This window comes from Microbacterium sp. p3-SID336 (assembly GCF_025143365.1).
Classification (GTDB): Bacteria; Actinomycetota; Actinomycetes; order Actinomycetales; family Microbacteriaceae; genus Microbacterium.
Genome location: NZ_JALXPE010000009.1, coordinates 62,161 through 79,339, shown reverse-complemented (window position 1 = coordinate 79,339; position 17,179 = coordinate 62,161). Strand labels below are relative to the sequence as shown.

Below are 17,179 nucleotides of genomic sequence, written 5' to 3'. Positions count from 1 at the left end.
CAGAAGAAGCGGTAGAAGGTCGTCGACAGCCAGGCGAATACGAGGCTCACCAGGCCGGCGCCGGCCACGCCGATGGCGATGCCGGCCAGCAGGTGCGGAGCAGCCCGGCGGGCCGCGATGATGCCGAGGATAAGAGCGGCGGCGTAGCCGATGAAGCTCACGACACCGAAGCCACCCTCGACGAGACCGATCACCGTGTACACCTGGTCTGACATGTAGACGAACGGCCGCACCAGCATGAGCAGGACGTCGAGCGCCAGCGTCACCAGGGCCACGATGAACGCGACCCGCCCGAGAGTGTTGCCGGTGCGGGGTGCGGCCGGTGCGGAGCCGAATGCCGCCTGCGGGGTCATCGGATACGCGGACCCCGGTGTTGCGGCGGAGTACGGTGCGCCGGGGGCGGGAGAGTACGCGGACGGCGCGGCGGTGGGGTACGCGGACGGCGGGGCGGTCGGGTACGCGGACGGCGGCTGTGTGGCGGAGGGGGATGCCGTGGGGCCGGAGGGATGAACGGAGCCGGCGGGGAAGCCTGTGTGCGGCGGCGCTGCGGGGTACTGCGGCTCGGCCGCGAGGTGCTGCGGCGCGGCGGCGGGCTGTTCTGGCGCGGGCTCGTGGTGCTGCGGGGCGGCGGGCTGGTGCTGCGGGGCGGCGGGCTCGGGCTGCGGGGCGGCGGGCTCGGGCTGCGGGGTGGCGGGGCCGGACGGCGGAGTGGGCTCGGGCGGCGGGGTGGGCTGCTGGGGGTCGCTCATGTCCACGAGCGTAGCCGCGAGCTCCTGCCGAGGAGAGAGGTCGCGTCTGCGGGTCAGCGGTAGCCGTGGCCGGACTCGGCCTGCTGGTGCACGTCCCGCCCCGCGAGACGGCTCCATTCGGTCGGTGTCCGGCGGTATCCGTCCCGGCGGAGTTCCACGACGGTGGCGACGGCGGCCCAGAGGGCGATGGCGAGAAGAACGATGATGAGTATCATGGCAGAAAAGCTACGCTTGACGCAGAACCGCCACGAGTGGCAGAAATGACCAACTGCGTCAGAAAACTGCCAATCCGGGAGTGTGGATGAAGACGGTCGCCTGTGTCGTGCAAGACGGGTTCGCGCCCTTCGAGTTCGGTGTCGCCTGCGAGGCTTTCGGCCTCGACCGCTCGGCCGACGGCGTGCCGAACTTCGACTTCCGCATCGTGGCACCCGATCCCGGCGTCGTCCGGTCGAAGATCGGCTTCTCGATCAACGTCGAGCACGATCTCTCCTTCGCGTACGACGCCGACCTCGTGGTGTTCTGCCCCGTGCCGAGGGAGGTCTGGGGGAGCATCGACGACCGCCTCGTCGACCTGGCCCGCGCCGCCGTCGCGCGCGGCGCGTGGGTCATGAGCGTGTGCAGCGGATCGTTCATCCTCGCGGCGGCCGGCGTGCTCGACGGTCGTCGGGCCACGACCCACTGGATGTATGCGCACACCATGGCCGAGATGTACCCGCAGATCGACATCGATCCGGACGTGCTGTTCGTGCAGGACGACCGGATCATCACCAGCGCCGGAACGGCCGCGGGAATCGATGCGTGTCTGCACCTGCTGCGCCAGGAGCTCGGAGCCGAGGTCACGAATCGCATCGCCCGCCGCATGGTGGTGCCGCCGCAGCGCGATGGCGGCCAGGCGCAGTTCATCGATCGTCCGCTCCCGGTCGTGCCCACCGACTCGCTGGCCGCCGTCGCCGACTGGGCGGTGGAGAACCTGCGCGAGGACCTCGGGGTGGATCAGCTCGCCGCTCAGGCGCTGATGTCGCCGCGCACCTTCGCGCGACGGTTCAAAGCCGAATACGGGGCGACGCCGGCGGCGTGGCTCGCCCGTCAGCGCATCATCCACGCGCAGCGCCTGCTGGAGCGCACGGATCTGCCCCTCGAGCACATCGCGACCGAATGCGGCTTCGGCTCGGCCGCGGTGCTGCGACAGAACTTCGCGCGCGTGCTCGGGCTGACGCCGACGGCGTATCGCTCCCGCTTCTCCTGCGCCGACGACGCGGTGCCTGCCGCCTGACGCGGGCACAAGGACCCCTGCGGCGCGACTGGGGGGGTGCTGATGCCGGGCGCGGCTGCATCCGGCTCCGCGGTGGCGCGGGCCCGCCGCGACGGCGGCCGTAGGGTCAGGCGGTCCAGTGTGCGGGGGAGGGCAGCGTCACGTCCCGCACCTCGAGCCGCTCCGGCGTCACGGTCGCGACGGCATACAGCAGCGACTGCGTCGGATAGCCGTGCGGACGGTTGTCGCGGATGATGGCGCGATCGTCCTCGGGAGGCAGCTCTGCAGACGCACCGAGCAGCGCCGTCCACTCTGTCGCCCAGTCGGCGCTCTGGGCGGCCGGTCCCAGGGCGCGGAACTCCGGCAGCCAGGCGGCGATGCGGGGCGTGTCCTCGTCGTCGAGATCGTCATGCGCGATCATGTGCGTGCCGGGGACGACAGGCGTCTCCCGCAGCGTCACGCCGTCCCAGGAGACGACGCGCGAGCCCGCAGGCCCCACCTCCAGCAGATTGAAACCGTGCATTGCGGGGAGCCCCACCGGGGAGCGGCCCGACACCGACTCCAGCGGCAGCGAGCCGCGCGACACCGCCGTCCCGGGCGCGAGGTCCTGCACATCGGCGCGGTTGAGCAGCACGGCCAGCCGCCGCTCCGCGGGGTTCACGGCGAGCCAGGCCCCGCCGGCGCGGCGGTCGCGGATGCCGACCACGCCCGCGTACTGGTCCGGCCACCAGGGTCCGAGCTCATCCCACTCCCGAAGCGGGTCCTCATCGCGCACGGCCAGCAGCCGTGCGGAACCGGCACTCTCGACATCGATCACGACCGTGCACACCCTCCCGAGTCTAGGTCGCGGCGCGTGCCGCGGGGCCGGAGCTCGCCCGAGGAGACCCTTCGCCGGGCATGGCGCCGCGAGCGGGGGTGGAGCTCGCGGGCGGCGTAACCGGGACCCGGCGGCGGCGACCTGATCGGGATCCGGCATCGCGGCCGCGGGGTCGCTGGGGGCGGCGTCGCTGCGGTGGGGCGGGCGTATGACAGGGACGCGGCGGCGGGGGCCCGGTCGGGATCCCGGGCGCGGCCGCAGGGTCGGCGTCGCTGCGGGTGGCGGGCGGCGTGGCCGCAGGATGGGCCGTCCGACCCGAAGCGACCCGGCCTGGGGCAGAATCGAAACGTGAACATCGTGGTCGGGGTCACGGGCGGCATCGCCGCATACAAGACGGTGCACCTGGTGCGCCTGCTCACGAAGGCGGGACACGACGTGACCGTGGTGCCCACGGAGGACGCGCTGCGGTTCGTGGGTCTGCCGACGTGGGAGGCCATCAGCAGGCATCCGGTGACCACGAGCGTGCACGAGGACGTGGCCCGCGTGCGGCACGTGGCGCTCGGGCAGGAGGCCGACCTGGTGATCGTGGCGCCCGCGACCGCGAACTCCCTCGCGAAGATGACGGCTGGCATCGCCGACGACCTGCTCGGCACCACGCTCCTGGCCACCGAGGCCCCGGTCCTGGTGGCCCCTGCGATGCACACCGAGATGTGGCGGCATCCGGCGACCCAGGCCAACATCGCCACGCTCCAGCAGCGCGGGGTTCACCTCGTCGGCCCCGCGGAGGGCGAGCTCGCGGGCGGAGACAGCGGCCCCGGCCGGATGGCCGAGCCGGAGGAGGTCTTCGCCGCGGCGCAGGCGCTGCTCGGTCCCGGTGACCTCGCCGGTGTGCGCGTCGTGGTGTCCGCCGGGGGCACGCGCGAGCCGATCGACCCGGTGCGGTTCCTCGGCAACCGCTCCAGCGGACGGCAGGGGGTGGCGCTCGCCGCGGAGGCCGCTGCGCGGGGGGCCGAGGTGACCCTGGTCGCCGCGAACATCTCCGCCGACGTGCTGGCCGCCGCCCGGCGACCGTCGATCCGCGTGGTCCCGGTCGGGACGGCCGCCGAGCTGTCGCACGCGATGCAGGAGACGGCTGCCGCGGCCGAGGTCGTGATGATGGCGGCGGCCGTCGCGGACTACCGTCCGGTCACGGTCGCCGACCGCAAGCTGACGAAGGAGCACGGCGGCGTCCCCGCCATCGAGCTGGTGGAGAACGAGGACATCGTGGCGAGCCTGGCCGCGCGGCGCCGCGAGGGGCAGGTGATCGTGGCGTTCGCGGCGGAGACGCCGGAGGACGAGGCCGAGATGCTGGCGAGGGCGCGCGCGAAGCAGGAGCGCAAGGGCGTGGATCTGCTCGTGGTGAACGAGGTCGGCTGGGAGCGGGGCTTCGAGAGTGCGGAGAACGCTGTGCACATCCTCGGGCGGAGCGGCGACGTGGCCGGGACCGCCACCGGGTCGAAGCGGGACGTGGCCGCCGCTGTCTGGGATGCCGTCGTCCGCGAGCGGTGACGGGGCTGGAGCCGGCACCCGGGAAATGGTAAACTTGAGTCACCTCAACTCAACTTTGATCCCCCGGCCGGACTTCGGTCGTGGGGAGACGACCAGAAGGAGCATCTCCAGGAGGAGCGCATGACCACCCCGCAGACCGGATCCCCGAACCAGGAACAGCAGTCCGCCCTCGAGCAGTTCGGCATCAACCTGACCGACCGCGCCCGCGAGGGCAAGCTCGACCCCGTCATCGGACGGGACAGTGAGATCCGGCGCGTCAGCCAGGTGCTCACCCGCCGCACCAAGAACAACCCGGTGCTGATCGGCGAACCCGGCGTCGGCAAGACCGCCGTCGTCGAGGGGCTTGCCCAGCGCATCGTGGCGGGCGACGTCGCGGAGTCGCTCAAGGACAAGGAGCTGGTCACGCTCGACATCTCCGCGCTCGTCGCGGGTGCCATGTACCGCGGGCAGTTCGAGGAACGGCTCAAGCAGGTCCTCAAGGAGATCACCGAGTCCGACGGGCGGGTCATCACGTTCATCGACGAGCTGCACGTGCTCATGGGCGCGGGCGGCGGCGAGGGATCCGTCGCGGCCTCCAACATGCTCAAGCCGATGCTGGCCCGCGGGGAGCTGCGGCTGATCGGCGCGACCACGCTCAACGAGTACCGCGAGTTCATCGAGAAGGACGCCGCCCTGGAGCGCCGCTTCCAGCAGGTGTACGTGGGCGAGCCGTCCGTCGAGGACACCATCGCGATCCTGCGCGGGCTCAAGGGGCGCTACGAGGCGCACCACGGTGTCACCATCTCCGACAGCGCCCTCGTCGCCGCCGCCGCGCTCTCCAACCGGTACCTGCCCGCCCGGCAGCTCCCGGACAAGGCCATCGACCTGATCGACGAGTCGATGTCCCGCCTCAAGATGGAGATCGACTCCTCGCCCGTCGAGATCGACCAGCTCAAGCGGCAGGTCGACCGGCTGAAGCTGGAAGAGCTCGCACTCAAGCGGGAGAAGGACGCCGCCTCCAAGGAGCGCCTCGGCGCGCTCCGCGAGCACCTCGTCGAGCTGGAGAAGGAGCTCGCCGAGCTCGAGGCCCGCTGGGCGCGCGAGCGGCAGGGCCTGAACCGGGTCGGCGAGCTGAAGAAGCAGCTCGACGACGCCATCACCCAGCGCGACCTCGCGATGCGCAACGCCGACTACACCAAGGCGTCCAAGCTCGAGTACGAGACCATCAAGCGCCTGGAGCGTGACATCGCCGAGGCCGAGCAGGCGGAGGCGACGACCTCGACCGAGCCGCGCATGGTGAACGAGCAGGTGACGGAGGAGGACATCGCCGCGGTGATCGCCGCGTGGACCGGCATCCCCGTCGGGCGGCTGCTGCAGGGCGAGAGCGAGAAGCTGCTGCACCTGGAGAACGAGCTCGGCAAGCGCCTGATCGGGCAGAAGGACGCGGTGAAGGCCGTGTCGGACGCGGTGCGGCGCTCCCGCGCGGGCATCAGCGACCCCGGGCGACCGACCGGATCGTTCCTGTTCCTCGGCCCCACCGGCGTCGGCAAGACCGAGCTGGCGAAGGCGCTCGCCGCGTTCCTGTTCGACGACGAGCACGCCATGGTCCGCATCGACATGTCGGAGTACGGCGAGAAGCACTCCGTCTCGCGGCTCGTCGGCGCCCCTCCTGGCTACGTCGGCTACGAGCAGGGTGGGCAGCTGACCGAGGCCGTGCGGCGTCGCCCGTACAGCGTCGTGCTGCTCGACGAGGTCGAGAAGGCGCACCCCGAGGTGTTCGACGTGCTGCTGCAGGTGCTCGACGACGGCCGCCTCACGGACGGCCAGGGACGCACGGTCGACTTCTCGAACGTGATCCTGATCCTCACCTCGAACCTCGGCTCGCCGATCCTCATCGACCCCGTGCTCTCGCCCGACGAGAAGCGCGACCAGGTGATGGCGCTCGTGCGGCAGGCGTTCCGGCCGGAGTTCCTGAACCGTCTGGACGACATCGTGATGTTCAGCGCGCTGAGCGAGGACGACCTCGCGCAGATCGTGGAGCTGTCGGTCGACCAGCTGCACGACCGGCTCAAGGACCGTCGCCTGACGCTCGCGGTCACCCCGGACGCGCGGGCCTGGCTGGCCGAGCGCGGCTACGACCCCATGTTCGGCGCACGGCCGCTGCGTCGGCTCATCCAGACCGAGGTGCAGAACAAGCTCGCGACGGCGCTGCTCTCCGGTGGTGTGCGGGACGGCGACACGGTCCGCGTGGACGTCGCCGCCGACGGCTCCGGCCTGGTGCTCACCGCCACGACGCCCGAGCCCGAGCCCGACACGGACGACGAGGACGACGTGATCGAGGCCGAGCTGCTCGACGACTGATCCGGCTCCTCGGCCGCACCGCATGAAGGAGAACTCGCGAGTTGAAGGAGATCTCGCGACTCGAAGGATGGATGCCTCTGTGGGCTCCTTCGAGTCGTGAGTTCTCCGTCCGTTCGGGTGGGGTGGCTTCGGGGTCGGTCCGGCGCACGAGGTGAAGGAGATCTCGCGAGGTGAAGGATGGATTCCTCTGTGGGGTCCTTCGATTCGTGAGTTCTCCTTCCGTCGGGTGGGTTCCGTCCGGGTCGGGTGGATGAAGGATGTGCGGGGAGATGCGCGAAGGCCCGGAGGCGCGATGCCTCCGGGCCTTCGACGTGTGCGGGCGGATCAGGCGCTGAGGACGACGGTCTCGTCGATCGGGCGGCGGACTCGCGGGGCGACCTCGCGCTCCTGCAGCACCTCGGGGAGCGAGGCGATGTCGCCGAACTCGCCCACCGCGAGCACCGTGGTGGGGGCGAAGCGCTCTTCCAGGTCGGCGAACTCGCGCACGGCCTCGGGGTCGAAGCCGCTCATCTGGTGCACGGCGAGGCCGTCGTGGTGAGCCTGGACGGAGAAGTGCGCGACGGCCTGGCCGAGGTCGTACAGCGCGTGGGTGAGGGGGGTGCCGTCGGCAGTGGCGGTCTCGGCCACGGCGACGATGAGCGCGGCGGCGTTGCCGGCCCAGGCCTGGTTGAAACCGAGGAGTGCGTCGACGACCTGCGCGTGCAGGGCCGTGCCGCGGCGGGCGACGATGAAGCGCCACGGCTGGGTGTTGTTGGCGGAGGGGCTCCAGCGCGCGGCCTCGAGGGCGGTGGCGAGCTTGGCCTCGTCGATCGCGTTCTGCGCATCGTAGGCGCGGGGGCTCCAGCGGCCGGCGAGGACGTCCAGGACGGGGTGCTCGGTCGGTGCGGTGCGGTCGATGACGGGAGTGCTCACGGAAGTGCCTTTCGGACGGTGGGATGGATCGGACTCCGTCGTCCGGGTACACCCCACCCCAACCGATGCATGCGAATGCATATTCCCGCACGTGCGAGCGGGATCGGCCGCCGTCGTCAGCGGCCGAGCGCCCAGCGCACGCGGCGCCGCACGACGCCCGCGAGCCGACGGAACCGGACGCTCCGCGGCTGATCCTCAGCGGCGGCCAGGAGCTTCGCGTCGTATGCGGCCCTGAGCTCGCGCGCCCACCGGCGGGTGACAGCACGATCGGAGAACCCCGCGGCCTTGGCGCGCGCCTTCCGACGCATGCGCTCGAGCCGAGCGGGCGGCAGCGCTGCCAGCATCGCGATGCGCTGCGCGAGCGCCTCCACGTCGCCCTCCGGGATCAGGAACCCGTCCACCCCGTCGCGGATCATGTCGGCGGGGCCGTACCGGATGTCGTAGGCGAGCGGGATGCATCCGGCGGCCATGCTCTCCACGAGCACGAGTGGCAGCCCCTCGGAGGTCGAGGTGAGCAGGCTGAAGCCCGCCGTGGCGAACGCGGCCTTCGCGTCGGGGTCGAAGCCGCGCAGGCGGATCCACTCCTCCGCGTCCAGGCGTCGGACCCGCTCGGCGAGCTGCGCGTGGCGGGGCCCCTCGCCGATGATGTCGACCTGGATGGCGGGGTCGACCGCATGCGCCTTCGCGACTGCGTCGATCGCGTGATCCACGCGCTTGCGCGGGTCGAGCGACCCCACCACGACCCCGCGTGCGGCGGGCCGAGCACTCGGAGTGCTCGCGGGCAGCGGCACTTCGTTCGGGATCGCCCGCACCCGCGGGTGCACGTCGACCGCGGCCAGGTCCTGCAGGAGGTCGGCGCGCTGCCGCTCGGTCAGCACCACGATCTCGTCGAAGTCTCCCGCGCGCCGCAGCACCGATTCCCGCGAGGCACGCAGGGTCTGCGGCCGTCCGCCCAGCCGATGCGAGGCGTGCACGATGTGCACGGTGGTCACGTGGTCCCGGCGGTAGCCGGCGACGCAGCGGGCCGCCGTCTTGGAGTCCACCAGGAGGAAGGTCATGCGGCCGGCGGTGACCCGGTCGAACCACCAGCGGTACAGTCCCCAGCTGCTGCGCCAGGAGCGGAGCGGTGTGCCGTCGGCGCCGTAGACGAGGACGCGCCGCTCGGCACCCTCCCTCTCCGTGGCCAGCAGCGAGCCGTCGCGGCGGAACCGGTCGACCTGCAGGCGGCCCTCGTCGTCGCGGCGTGAGCGGCTCAGCACCACTCCGTCGTGCTCCCTCACCGCGTCCCCGTCCTCCGGCTGGAGCAGGCTGGGCGGCGTGGGGATGGTGCCGCGTGGCGCGGGGTCGCGGTCGCGCAGCTCATCCCACAGGTTGCGGATCCGCAGCCCGTCGATGAGCTCGCCGCTCGCGCGCAGTCGCGCCTCCAGCCCGGGGTAGTCGGGGCCGTCGTCCAGCGTGAGGATGTCGACGTCGACCCCGCCGATGCGGCGGAACGAGCGTGAGCGCCGCAGCATCGCGCTGGTCATGCCCCCGTACTGGTCGGAGATGCCCCAGGTCAGGGCGAGATGCCGGGCGGCCGGAAGGCGGGGAGGGAAGAGCGGCATCTTGCCGAGGATAGCCCGTGGCTCCCGGCGCCGCGTCCTCCTCGCGGATGACCCTCCGGATCAGTCGAGGAGATTGCGGGAGGCCGCGTCGGCGAGGGCCGCCCGCACCGCACGGATGGACGGGGCGTCGGCGGAGACCCGGCGGGCGGAGGAGAAGATCTCGCGGCGGGGCTCGTGCGGCAGAGGGGCGAGGTCGACCGTGGGGGTGTCGCCCGCCCACACGAGCTCGGGCAGCAGGCCCACCGCGAGTCCGGCGTGGATGAGGCGGACGTGCGCGGTGAGGTCGGCGAGCTCGAAGCGCACATCGGGCTCGAACCCGGCGGTGCGGCACAGCTGCTCCACCCAGGCGCGGGAGGCGGTGCCGGCCGGTTCGAGCACCCAGGGCTCCGCACGGGTCGACCACAGTGCGGCCACCGCATCGGCATGCGCGACGCTGCCGGGGCGGCGGGCGAGGGCGATCGCGTCGTGCGCGAGCACCACGCGGTCGAGGTCCGCGTGGATGGGGCGGGTATGCCCCGGGTACTGCTCCGCGAGGATGAGGTCGTAGTCGCGGCTGGACACCCCGACCAGTCCGCTCTCGGGGTCGCGCTCGACGACCTCCACGCGCAGTGCCGGGTGCCGCTCGCCCAGCGCCGCGAGCGCCCGCGGAAGGAGGGAGTGCGCCGTGGACTGGAAGACCGCGAGCCGCACGGTGCCGGTGACCTCGGTGAGGGACTCCGCGACGGCGACCTGTGCGTGCTCGAGTTGATCGAGGATGCCGATGGCCTCGGCGACCAGCACGTTCCCCTGCGGCGTGAACTGCACGCCGCGGCCGACCCGCCGGAGGAGCGGCACCCCGACGTCGCGCTCCAGAGCGGCGAGCTGCTGCGACACCGAGGCCTTGCTGTAGGAGAGGGCGTCGGCCACGGCCGACAGCGTGCCGCGGCGGGAGAGCTCGACCAGCAGACGCAGGCGGTTCACGTCGAGCACGGGGCGCTCCGGTTCGTTCAGGGAGAGTGAACAGAATCCACTCGAATCGGTTGATAGACGGAGCCTAGCGACCGGCTGGACAATGATCCAGCCGCACATGTCACCCGAGTGTGTGCGCCGCCGAGGAAGGTACTGCGCCCATGAACGTCATCGACGACACCACGCCCCGCACGGAAGAGGTCGCCGCGCTCGTGCAGCGCTGGCTGGCCGAGAGCGAGACGCACCCCGTGGAGCCCGCGGCGCAGCGGCTGTCCGAGGTGCTGAAGGACCCCAACGGGCTGGACTTCACGGTCGGCTTCGTCGACGGCGTGATGCGCCCGGAGGACCTCCGCGTCGCCGGCCGCAAGCTCGCCGAGCTGTCCGACATCACCCCCACGCTGCTGCCCGGATACCTGCGCGCCGCGATCAAGGCCGGCGGCTTCTGGGCGCCCAAGCTCCCCGGCGTCGTGGTGCCGATCTCCCGTCGTGTGCTGCGGGCCATGGTCGGCCACCTCGTGCTCGACGCGACCCCGTCGAAGCTCGGCCCCGCGATCGCGAAGCTCCGCAAGAGCGGCAACCGCCTGAACCTGAACCTGCTCGGCGAGGCCGTGCTGGGCGAGCGCGAGGCCGGGCGGCGCCTGCAGGGCACCTACGACTTCCTCGCCCGTCCCGACGTGGACTACGTGTCCATCAAGGTGTCGAGCGTCGTGAGCCAGCTGTCTATGTGGTCGTTCGACGAGGCCGTCGCCGACGTGGTGGAGAAGCTCACCCCGCTGTACGAGCTCGCCGCGAAGGCCGAGGCCAAGGGCAAGGCGAAGTTCATCAACCTCGACATGGAGGAGTACCGCGACCTCGACCTGACGATCGCGGCGTTCACGAGCATCCTCGACCAGCCCGGCCTGGAGAAGCTCGAGGCGGGCATCGTGCTGCAGGCCTACCTGCCGGATGCACTCGGAGCCATGCAGCACCTGCAGGAGTGGGCGGCCGCGCGCCGCGCGAAGGGCGGTGCTCCCATCAAGGTGCGCGTCGTGAAGGGCGCCAACCTCGCGATGGAGGAGGTCGACGCGACCGTGCACGGGTGGCCGCTCGCGACCTACGGCACCAAGCAGGACTCCGACACGAACTACAAGCGCGTGCTCGACTGGGCGATGACGCCGGAGCGTCTCGACGCCGTGCGGATCGGCGTCGCCGGGCACAACCTGTTCGATATCGCCTACACCTGGCTGCTCGCGAAGGCCCGCGGCGTGACCGACGCGGTCGAGTACGAGATGCTGCTCGGCATGGCGACAGGACAGGCGGAGGCCGTGCGCAAGGACGTCGGCCGCCTGCTGCTGTACACCCCGGTCGTGAACCCGGCCGAGTTCGACGTGGCCATCGCCTACCTCGTGCGCCGCCTGGAGGAGAACGCGAGCCCCGAGAACTTCATGTCGGCCGTGTTCGAGCTCGCCTCGAACCCCGCGCTGCTGACGCGCGAGCGCGAGCGGTTCGAGCGCTCCCTCGCCGCGCTCGCCGCCGACGCCGCGCTGCCCGAGGCGCAGCGCGTGCCCGGCCCGCACCGCACGCAGAACCGTGCCGCCGAGCAGCCCGCCGGCACCACCGCGGGCTTCGCGAACGAGCCGGACAGCGACCCCGCGCTCGCCGCCAACCGCGCGTGGGGGCGCGAGATCCTCCGCCGCTCCGTCTCGACCACGCTCGGCCGCGACGCGATCGCCGCCGCCCGCATCGAGACCGAGGCGCAGCTCGACGCTGTCTTCGCCGCAGCGACCGCCGCCGCCGAGAGGTGGGCGGCCCTGCCGGCGGCCGAGCGCGCCGCAGTGCTGCACCGCGCGGGCGACGAGCTCGCCGCGCGCCGCGGTCAGCTCATCGAGATCATGGCGCACGAGGCGGGCAAGACCATCGCCGAGGCCGACCCCGAGGTGAGCGAGGCCATCGACTTCGCGCACTACTACGCCGAGCGCGCCAAGGACCTCGAGGCCGTGTCCGGTGCGGAGTTCGTGCCGTCCAAGGTCACGGTCGTGACCCCGCCGTGGAACTTCCCCGTCGCGATCCCCGCGGGCGGCGTGCTCGCGGGTCTCGCGTCGGGCTCCGGTGTCATCATCAAGCCCGCGAAGCTCACCCAGCGCTGCGGCGCCGTCATGGTCGAGGCGCTGTGGGCCGCGGGCGTGCCGCGCGATCTGCTCGCCCTCGTCGACCTGGCCTCCCGCGACCTCGGCACCCGTCTGGTCGCGAGCCCCGAGGTGGACAGGGTCATCCTCACCGGCGCCTACGAGACCGCGCAGCTGTTCCGCTCGTTCCGCGCCGACCTCCCGCTGCTCGCGGAGACCAGCGGCAAGAACGCGATCATCGTGACGCCCTCGGCCGACCTCGACCTCGCGGCCGCTGACGTCGCCCGCAGCGCCTTCGGCCACGCGGGCCAGAAGTGCTCCGCCGCATCGCTCGCGATCCTGGTCGGCTCGGTCGCGGACTCGAAGCGGTTCGAGCGGCAGCTGGTCGACGCCGTGACCTCGATGCGCGTCGGACTGCCCGACGACCCGGCGACCCAGATGGGGCCGATCATCGAGCCCGCGAACGGCAAGCTCCTCACCGCGCTCACCACGCTCGACAAGGGCGAGCGGTGGCTGGTCGAGCCCCGCAAGCTCGACGACGAGGGGAAGCAATGGACCCCTGGCGTGAAGACCGGCGTGCGCGAGGGCTCGTACTTCCACCTGACCGAGTTCTTCGGCCCCGTGCTCGGCATCATGCACGCGAAGGACCTCGACGAGGCGATCCGACTGCAGAACGCGGTCGACTACGGCCTCACCGCGGGTCTGCACTCGCTCGACTCCGCCGAGGTCGCGACCTGGCTGGATCGGGTCGAGGCGGGCAACCTGTACGTGAACCGCGGCATCACGGGCGCCATCGTGCAGCGTCAGCCGTTCGGCGGCTGGAAGCGCTCGGCCGTGGGTGCCGGAGCCAAGGCCGGTGGCCCGAACTACCTGTTCGGCCTGGGAGAGTGGCGCGCGGCCGAACTGCCCGCCGCGGCACCGGGTGCCGCCGTGACCCCCGCGGTCATCGGGCTGCTGGAGGCCGCGGGCGCCGAGCTCGACCCCGCCGGGATCGAGTGGCTGCACCGCGCCGCCGCCTCGGACGAACGCGCCTGGGTCGACGAGTTCGGCGCCGTGAGCGACAAGTCGGGCCTGGGCGTGGAGCGCAACGTGTTCCGCTATCGCTCTGTCGCGGTCGACGTCCGCATCGCCGAGGACGCCCGGCTCGTCGAGGGCGTGCGTGTGCTCGCCGCCGCTCTGCGCAGCGGCAGCCCGTTCACGGTGTCCGCGGCAGCCCTGCCCTCCCGCGTGGAGAAGGCGCTCAAGGCCCACGGCGTGCCGGTGAAGACGGAGACCGACGCGGCCTGGACGAAGCGCTACGCCAAGAGCGCCCGCTCCTGGCAGCGCGTGCGGCTCGTGGGCGGCGACGCCTCGGCGCTGTTCGCCGCGCTCGACGGCAGCCCGGACGTGGCCGTGTGGTCGCACGCGGTGACCGGTGCCGGTCGGGTGGAGATCCTGCCGTTCCTGCACGAGCAGGCCGTGTCCATCACGAACCACCGCTTCGGCAACCCGACCTCGCTGTCCGAGGGCGTCATCTGACGCAGGCTCGCGCGGGCTGCGCCTCCTGGTGTTCACAACTCAGGAGAAAAAGCCTGGGGAGCCCCTGACGCGCAGGATGCCGCGGCGTTTCCGCCGCGGCATCCTGAGTTGTGAACAGAGGGCGAGGCGTCAGCCGCGCAGCGCCTCCGACAGCTTCACGCGCGAGCCCATCCGCAGCAGCGAGTTCTCGTAGATCTTCGCGCCGACGACGATCGCCGCGACGCAGCTCGCGAGCAGGATCACCAGGCTCAGCAGCGGCTCCCACCACTGCGCCTCGCCCACGAACAGGCGCATGGGCATGCCCACCGGGGCCGAGAACGGCACGTACGACATGATCGTCAGCACCAGCGGGTTGTCGTTGAACACGATCACGAGGATGTACGGCGCCATGATCAGCATGGTGATCGGGGTGGTCGTCGAGCCGATGTCCTCCTGGCGGGACACCATCGACGCGGCGGCCGCGAACATCGCCGCCAGCAGGACGAAGCCGAACAGGAAGAACACCGCGAACCAGATGATCGGGGCGCCGAGCGTGGTCAGCACCTCGCGCTGCCCGGTCACGATCAGGCCGACGGTGGCGACCGCCGCCAGGGCGAGGATCTGCCCCATCGCGAGGACCGTGTTGCCGATCACCTTGCCGGCCAGCAGCGTGCGCGCAGGGATCGCGGAGAGCAGCACCTCCACCACGCGGGTCTGCTTCTCCTCGACCACGCTCTGCGCGATCGTGCCGCCGAACGTCGCCGCGGCCATCATGAACACCAGCCCGAACGCGATCGCGATGAAGTAGCGCAGCAGCGGGTTCGTGGTGGCGGGCTCCAGGATCACGACCTCGGGAGACAACGACAGCGCCGAGACGAGCGAGCCCGGTGCGTCCTCCAGCGCGATGATCGTGTAGCCGGTGTGCTCGTCGGTGCCGCTGGCGGGGAGGACCGCCGCGTCGACCTTGTCCGCGCGGATCAGCTCCTCCGCCTCGGCCTGATCGGCGACGGTGGTCACCTCGACGTCGGGGATCGCGGACACGACGGACGCGGTCTCCGCGGTGGCGGCGACGGGCATGGCCTCGGTGCTCTTGCTGGCGAAGCCGCCGAACAGGACGCCGCCGAGGGCGAGCAGCAGCAGGATGCCCGTCGAGATCAGGAACGCCTTGCTGCGCAGCTTGGAACCGATCTCGCGTTCGGCGACGAGCCAGATGCCGTTCGTGCCGCGGGCGGGGGACGGGGTGGGGGCGCTCACTGGATGACCTCCTTGAAGATCTGCGCAAGAGAGGGATGCTTGGGCGCGAAGCTGGCGACATCGCCGCGCTCGACGGCGGTCTGCAGCACGCGTTGCGCTGTCTGCGGGCTGTCCGCGTCGAACAGGGCATAGCCGCCCTCGAAGTCGACCACCGTGACGCCCGGCTCGGTGCGCAGCCAGCCGGCGTCGCCCGCGGACACCAGCTCGTACCGGTCGCGGGCGTGCTCGGCGCGCAGCCCGTCACGGGAGCCCGCAGCACGGATCGTGCCGCCCGCGAGGATCACCAGGTCGTCGCACAGCCGCTCCACCACGTCGAGCTGGTGCGAGGAGAACAGGATCGATGCGCCCTTCGCGGCACTCGCCTGCAGCACGCCGGCCACCACGTCGACCGCGAGCGGGTCGAGTCCGGAGAACGGCTCGTCGAGGATCAGCACCTCCGGGTCGTGCACCAGGGAGGCGGCGATCTGCGCGCGCTGCTGGTTGCCCAGGGACAGCGACTCGATGGTGTCGTTCAGCCGCTCGCCGAGGCCCAGCTCGGTGAGCAGAGCGGTCGCCCGCTCCGTGGCCTCCGCCTTGCCGAAGCCGTGCAGCCGCGCGAGGTACACGATCTGCTCGAGCACCTTCATCTTCGGGTAGAGGCCGCGCTCCTCCGGCATGTAGCCGAAGCGCCGCCGGTCCGCGGTGTTCAGCGGGGCGCCGTCGAGGTCGACCCGCCCGCCGTCCGCGGACAGCAGCCCGAGGATGATCCGCATGGTCGTGGTCTTGCCCGCGCCGTTGCCGCCGACGAAGCCCGTCAGCCGCCCCGGTGCGACCGTGAAGGACACGTCGTCCAGCACCCGCCGCGAGCCGTAGCTCTTGGTGATGCCGGAGAGTTCAAGCATTCCTGTGGTCATGCCCTCACGCTACGGAGCGGGACTGCCCCCGGGCATCCCCCGCACGGCGGACGTCGCAGGATCGGCCGCGCGGGGGAGGGTGGCGGTCAGCCGCGGCCGGCGTGCAGCACGGTGCGCACGAGCAGCCCCGCGACCAGCGCCCAGAACGCGGCGCTCACGCCGAGCACCGCGATGCCGGATGCGGCGACCAGGAACGTGACGACGGCGGGGATGCGCTCGCCGGGGTCGTCGATGGCCTGCTGCACGGATGAGCCGAACGCGGCGAACAGCGCGAGCCCGGCGACCGCGGGGATCACCGCGGCGGGAGCCAGGACGACGAGGGCCGCGAACGCTGCGGAGAATCCGCCGAGCACCAGATACGTCACCCCGGTCGAGACCCCCGCGACCCAGCGGCGCTGCGGATCCGGATCCGCGTCGGGAGAAGCCGCGAGCGCCGCGCTGATGGCGGCGAGGTTGATGGCGTGGCCGCCCGCGGGGGCGCCGAGTGCCGTGCCCACCCCGGTCACCAGCATCGCCGGCCGCCACGGCACCTCGTAGCCGAAGCTGCGCATGATCGCGACGCCCGGCACGTTCTGCGACGCCATCGTCACGATGAACAGCGGCAGCGCGAGGCCGACCAGGCCGCCCACCGTGAAGACCGGCGTCGTGAGCTCGATCCGCGGCAGCAGCAGCCCCGGATCGAACGGCGCCCCCTCCTGCACCAGCGACACCGCGACCACCGCGGCCGCGGCGACGAACGCGAACGGCACCGCCCACCGCGGCGCGAGGCGCGCGAAGACCAGCCAGGTCAGCACGACCGGCACCACGCCCCAGGGGTTCGCCACCACCCCCGTGATCGGTGCGAGGCACAGCGGCAGCAGCACCCCGGCGAGCATGGCCTGCGCGATCGACGGAGGGATGCGCGCGATGAGCGCCCCCAGTGCGGGCCACAGCGCCGTCAGCAGGATGAGTGCCGCCGTGACCAGGAAGGCCCCCACCGCGGCGGGCCAGCCGCCCTCCACGGCCCCGGTCGCCGCGAGCAGGGCCGCACCGGGCGTCGACCAGGCCACGGTGATCGGCATCCGGTACCGCCAGGCGAGCACCACGCACGCCAGCCCCATCGTCAGACTTACGGCGAGGAGCCCGCTGGCCGCCTGCGCCGGTGTCGCGCCGACCGCGTCGAGCCCCGTCAGCACCACGGCGAAGGAGCTCGTGAAGCCCACCAGGGCCGTGACCACGCCGGCCAGGATCGGACGCGACAGGGGAGCGGCTTCGGGCATG

General features: G+C 72.0%; 12 protein-coding genes and 1 pseudogene. 4 read left to right on the top strand and 9 right to left on the bottom strand.

What is annotated here, in order from left to right; all coding sequences use genetic code 11:
- Positions 1 to 749: pseudogene (locus tag M3C17_RS04275) on the bottom strand (hypothetical protein); the annotation flags it as partial.
- Between the two features lie 53 nt (positions 750 to 802).
- The gene (locus M3C17_RS04270) at positions 803 to 964 is read right to left on the bottom strand and encodes a hypothetical protein (protein WP_259976407.1); all 162 of its coding nucleotides are present in this window, start codon (positions 962 to 964) and stop codon (positions 803 to 805) included.
- 86 nt (positions 965 to 1,050) lie between these two features.
- Between M3C17_RS04270 and M3C17_RS04265 the strand changes: the two genes are divergently transcribed.
- Entirely contained in the window at positions 1,051 to 2,022 is a 972-nt protein-coding gene (locus M3C17_RS04265; RefSeq protein WP_259976406.1) for a GlxA family transcriptional regulator, read from the top strand.
- Positions 2,023 to 2,128: 106 nt separating this feature from the next.
- Here the strand turns inward: M3C17_RS04265 and M3C17_RS04260 are convergent, their stop codons facing one another.
- The gene (locus M3C17_RS04260; RefSeq protein ID WP_259976405.1) at positions 2,129 to 2,830 is read right to left on the bottom strand and encodes an NRDE family protein; all 702 of its coding nucleotides are present in this window, start codon (positions 2,828 to 2,830) and stop codon (positions 2,129 to 2,131) included.
- A gap of 336 nt (positions 2,831 to 3,166) precedes the next feature.
- On the opposite strand from M3C17_RS04260, the gene coaBC reads away from it, so the two are divergent.
- Both coaBC and M3C17_RS04250 read left to right on the top strand, forming a co-directional pair.
- Complete coding sequence (gene coaBC, locus M3C17_RS04255) at positions 3,167 to 4,366, top strand: bifunctional phosphopantothenoylcysteine decarboxylase/phosphopantothenate--cysteine ligase CoaBC (protein WP_259976404.1); 1,200 nt, start codon at positions 3,167 to 3,169, stop codon at positions 4,364 to 4,366.
- 120 nt (positions 4,367 to 4,486) lie between these two features.
- Entirely contained in the window at positions 4,487 to 6,706 is a 2,220-nt protein-coding gene (locus M3C17_RS04250; protein ID WP_259976403.1) for an ATP-dependent Clp protease ATP-binding subunit, read from the top strand.
- Between the two features lie 324 nt (positions 6,707 to 7,030).
- Here M3C17_RS04250 and M3C17_RS04245 read toward each other — a convergent pair whose 3' ends face one another.
- The 3 genes from M3C17_RS04245 to M3C17_RS04235 all read right to left on the bottom strand — a co-directional run bounded on the left by M3C17_RS04245 (position 7,031) and on the right by M3C17_RS04235 (position 10,191).
- Positions 7,031 to 7,618, bottom strand: coding sequence for a nitroreductase family protein (locus tag M3C17_RS04245; protein ID WP_259976402.1), 588 nt, complete (start codon positions 7,616 to 7,618; stop codon positions 7,031 to 7,033).
- Between the two features lie 116 nt (positions 7,619 to 7,734).
- Entirely contained in the window at positions 7,735 to 9,222 is a 1,488-nt protein-coding gene (locus tag M3C17_RS04240; protein WP_259976401.1) for a glycosyltransferase, read from the bottom strand.
- A gap of 60 nt (positions 9,223 to 9,282) precedes the next feature.
- Positions 9,283 to 10,191: a LysR family transcriptional regulator gene (locus tag M3C17_RS04235; protein WP_259976400.1), complete on the bottom strand. Its 909-nt coding sequence runs from the start codon at positions 10,189 to 10,191 to the stop codon at positions 9,283 to 9,285.
- 140 nt (positions 10,192 to 10,331) lie between these two features.
- Between M3C17_RS04235 and M3C17_RS04230 the strand changes: the two genes are divergently transcribed.
- A complete protein-coding gene (locus tag M3C17_RS04230) occupies positions 10,332 to 13,793 on the top strand; it encodes a bifunctional proline dehydrogenase/L-glutamate gamma-semialdehyde dehydrogenase (RefSeq protein WP_259976399.1) in 3,462 nt (1,153 codons plus the stop codon).
- Between the two features lie 129 nt (positions 13,794 to 13,922).
- Here the strand turns inward: M3C17_RS04230 and M3C17_RS04225 are convergent, their stop codons facing one another.
- The 3 genes from M3C17_RS04225 to M3C17_RS04215 form a co-directional block, all read right to left on the bottom strand.
- A complete protein-coding gene (locus tag M3C17_RS04225) occupies positions 13,923 to 15,026 on the bottom strand; it encodes an ABC transporter permease (RefSeq protein WP_259976398.1) in 1,104 nt (367 codons plus the stop codon).
- The gene (locus M3C17_RS04220; protein ID WP_259976408.1) at positions 15,023 to 15,907 is read right to left on the bottom strand and encodes an ABC transporter ATP-binding protein; all 885 of its coding nucleotides are present in this window, start codon (positions 15,905 to 15,907) and stop codon (positions 15,023 to 15,025) included. Before M3C17_RS04220 ends, M3C17_RS04225 begins: the two co-directional genes overlap by 4 nt.
- 98 nt (positions 15,908 to 16,005) lie before the next feature.
- Positions 16,006 to 17,178 (bottom strand): benzoate/H(+) symporter BenE family transporter, encoded by a 1,173-nt coding sequence (locus M3C17_RS04215; RefSeq protein ID WP_259976397.1) that lies wholly within the window; start codon positions 17,176 to 17,178, stop codon positions 16,006 to 16,008.
- Position 17,179: the final 1 nt, after the last annotated feature.

Bases quoted from the DNA above. Each gene is read 5' to 3' on its own strand.
- M3C17_RS04240 (WP_259976401.1), bottom strand. From the start codon at position 9,222: ATGCCGCTCTTCCCTCCCCGCCTTCCGGCCGCCCGGCATCTCGCCCTG.
- M3C17_RS04215 (WP_259976397.1), bottom strand. From the start codon at position 17,178: ATGCCCGAAGCCGCTCCCCTGTCGCGTCCGATCCTGGCCGGCGTGGTC.
- M3C17_RS04265 (WP_259976406.1), top strand. From the start codon at position 1,051: ATGAAGACGGTCGCCTGTGTCGTGCAAGACGGGTTCGCGCCCTTCGAG.
- M3C17_RS04220 (WP_259976408.1), bottom strand. From the start codon at position 15,907: ATGCTTGAACTCTCCGGCATCACCAAGAGCTACGGCTCGCGGCGGGTG.
- M3C17_RS04230 (WP_259976399.1), top strand. From the start codon at position 10,332: ATGAACGTCATCGACGACACCACGCCCCGCACGGAAGAGGTCGCCGCG.
- M3C17_RS04250 (WP_259976403.1), top strand. From the start codon at position 4,487: ATGACCACCCCGCAGACCGGATCCCCGAACCAGGAACAGCAGTCCGCC.
- M3C17_RS04270 (WP_259976407.1), bottom strand. From the start codon at position 964: ATGATACTCATCATCGTTCTTCTCGCCATCGCCCTCTGGGCCGCCGTC.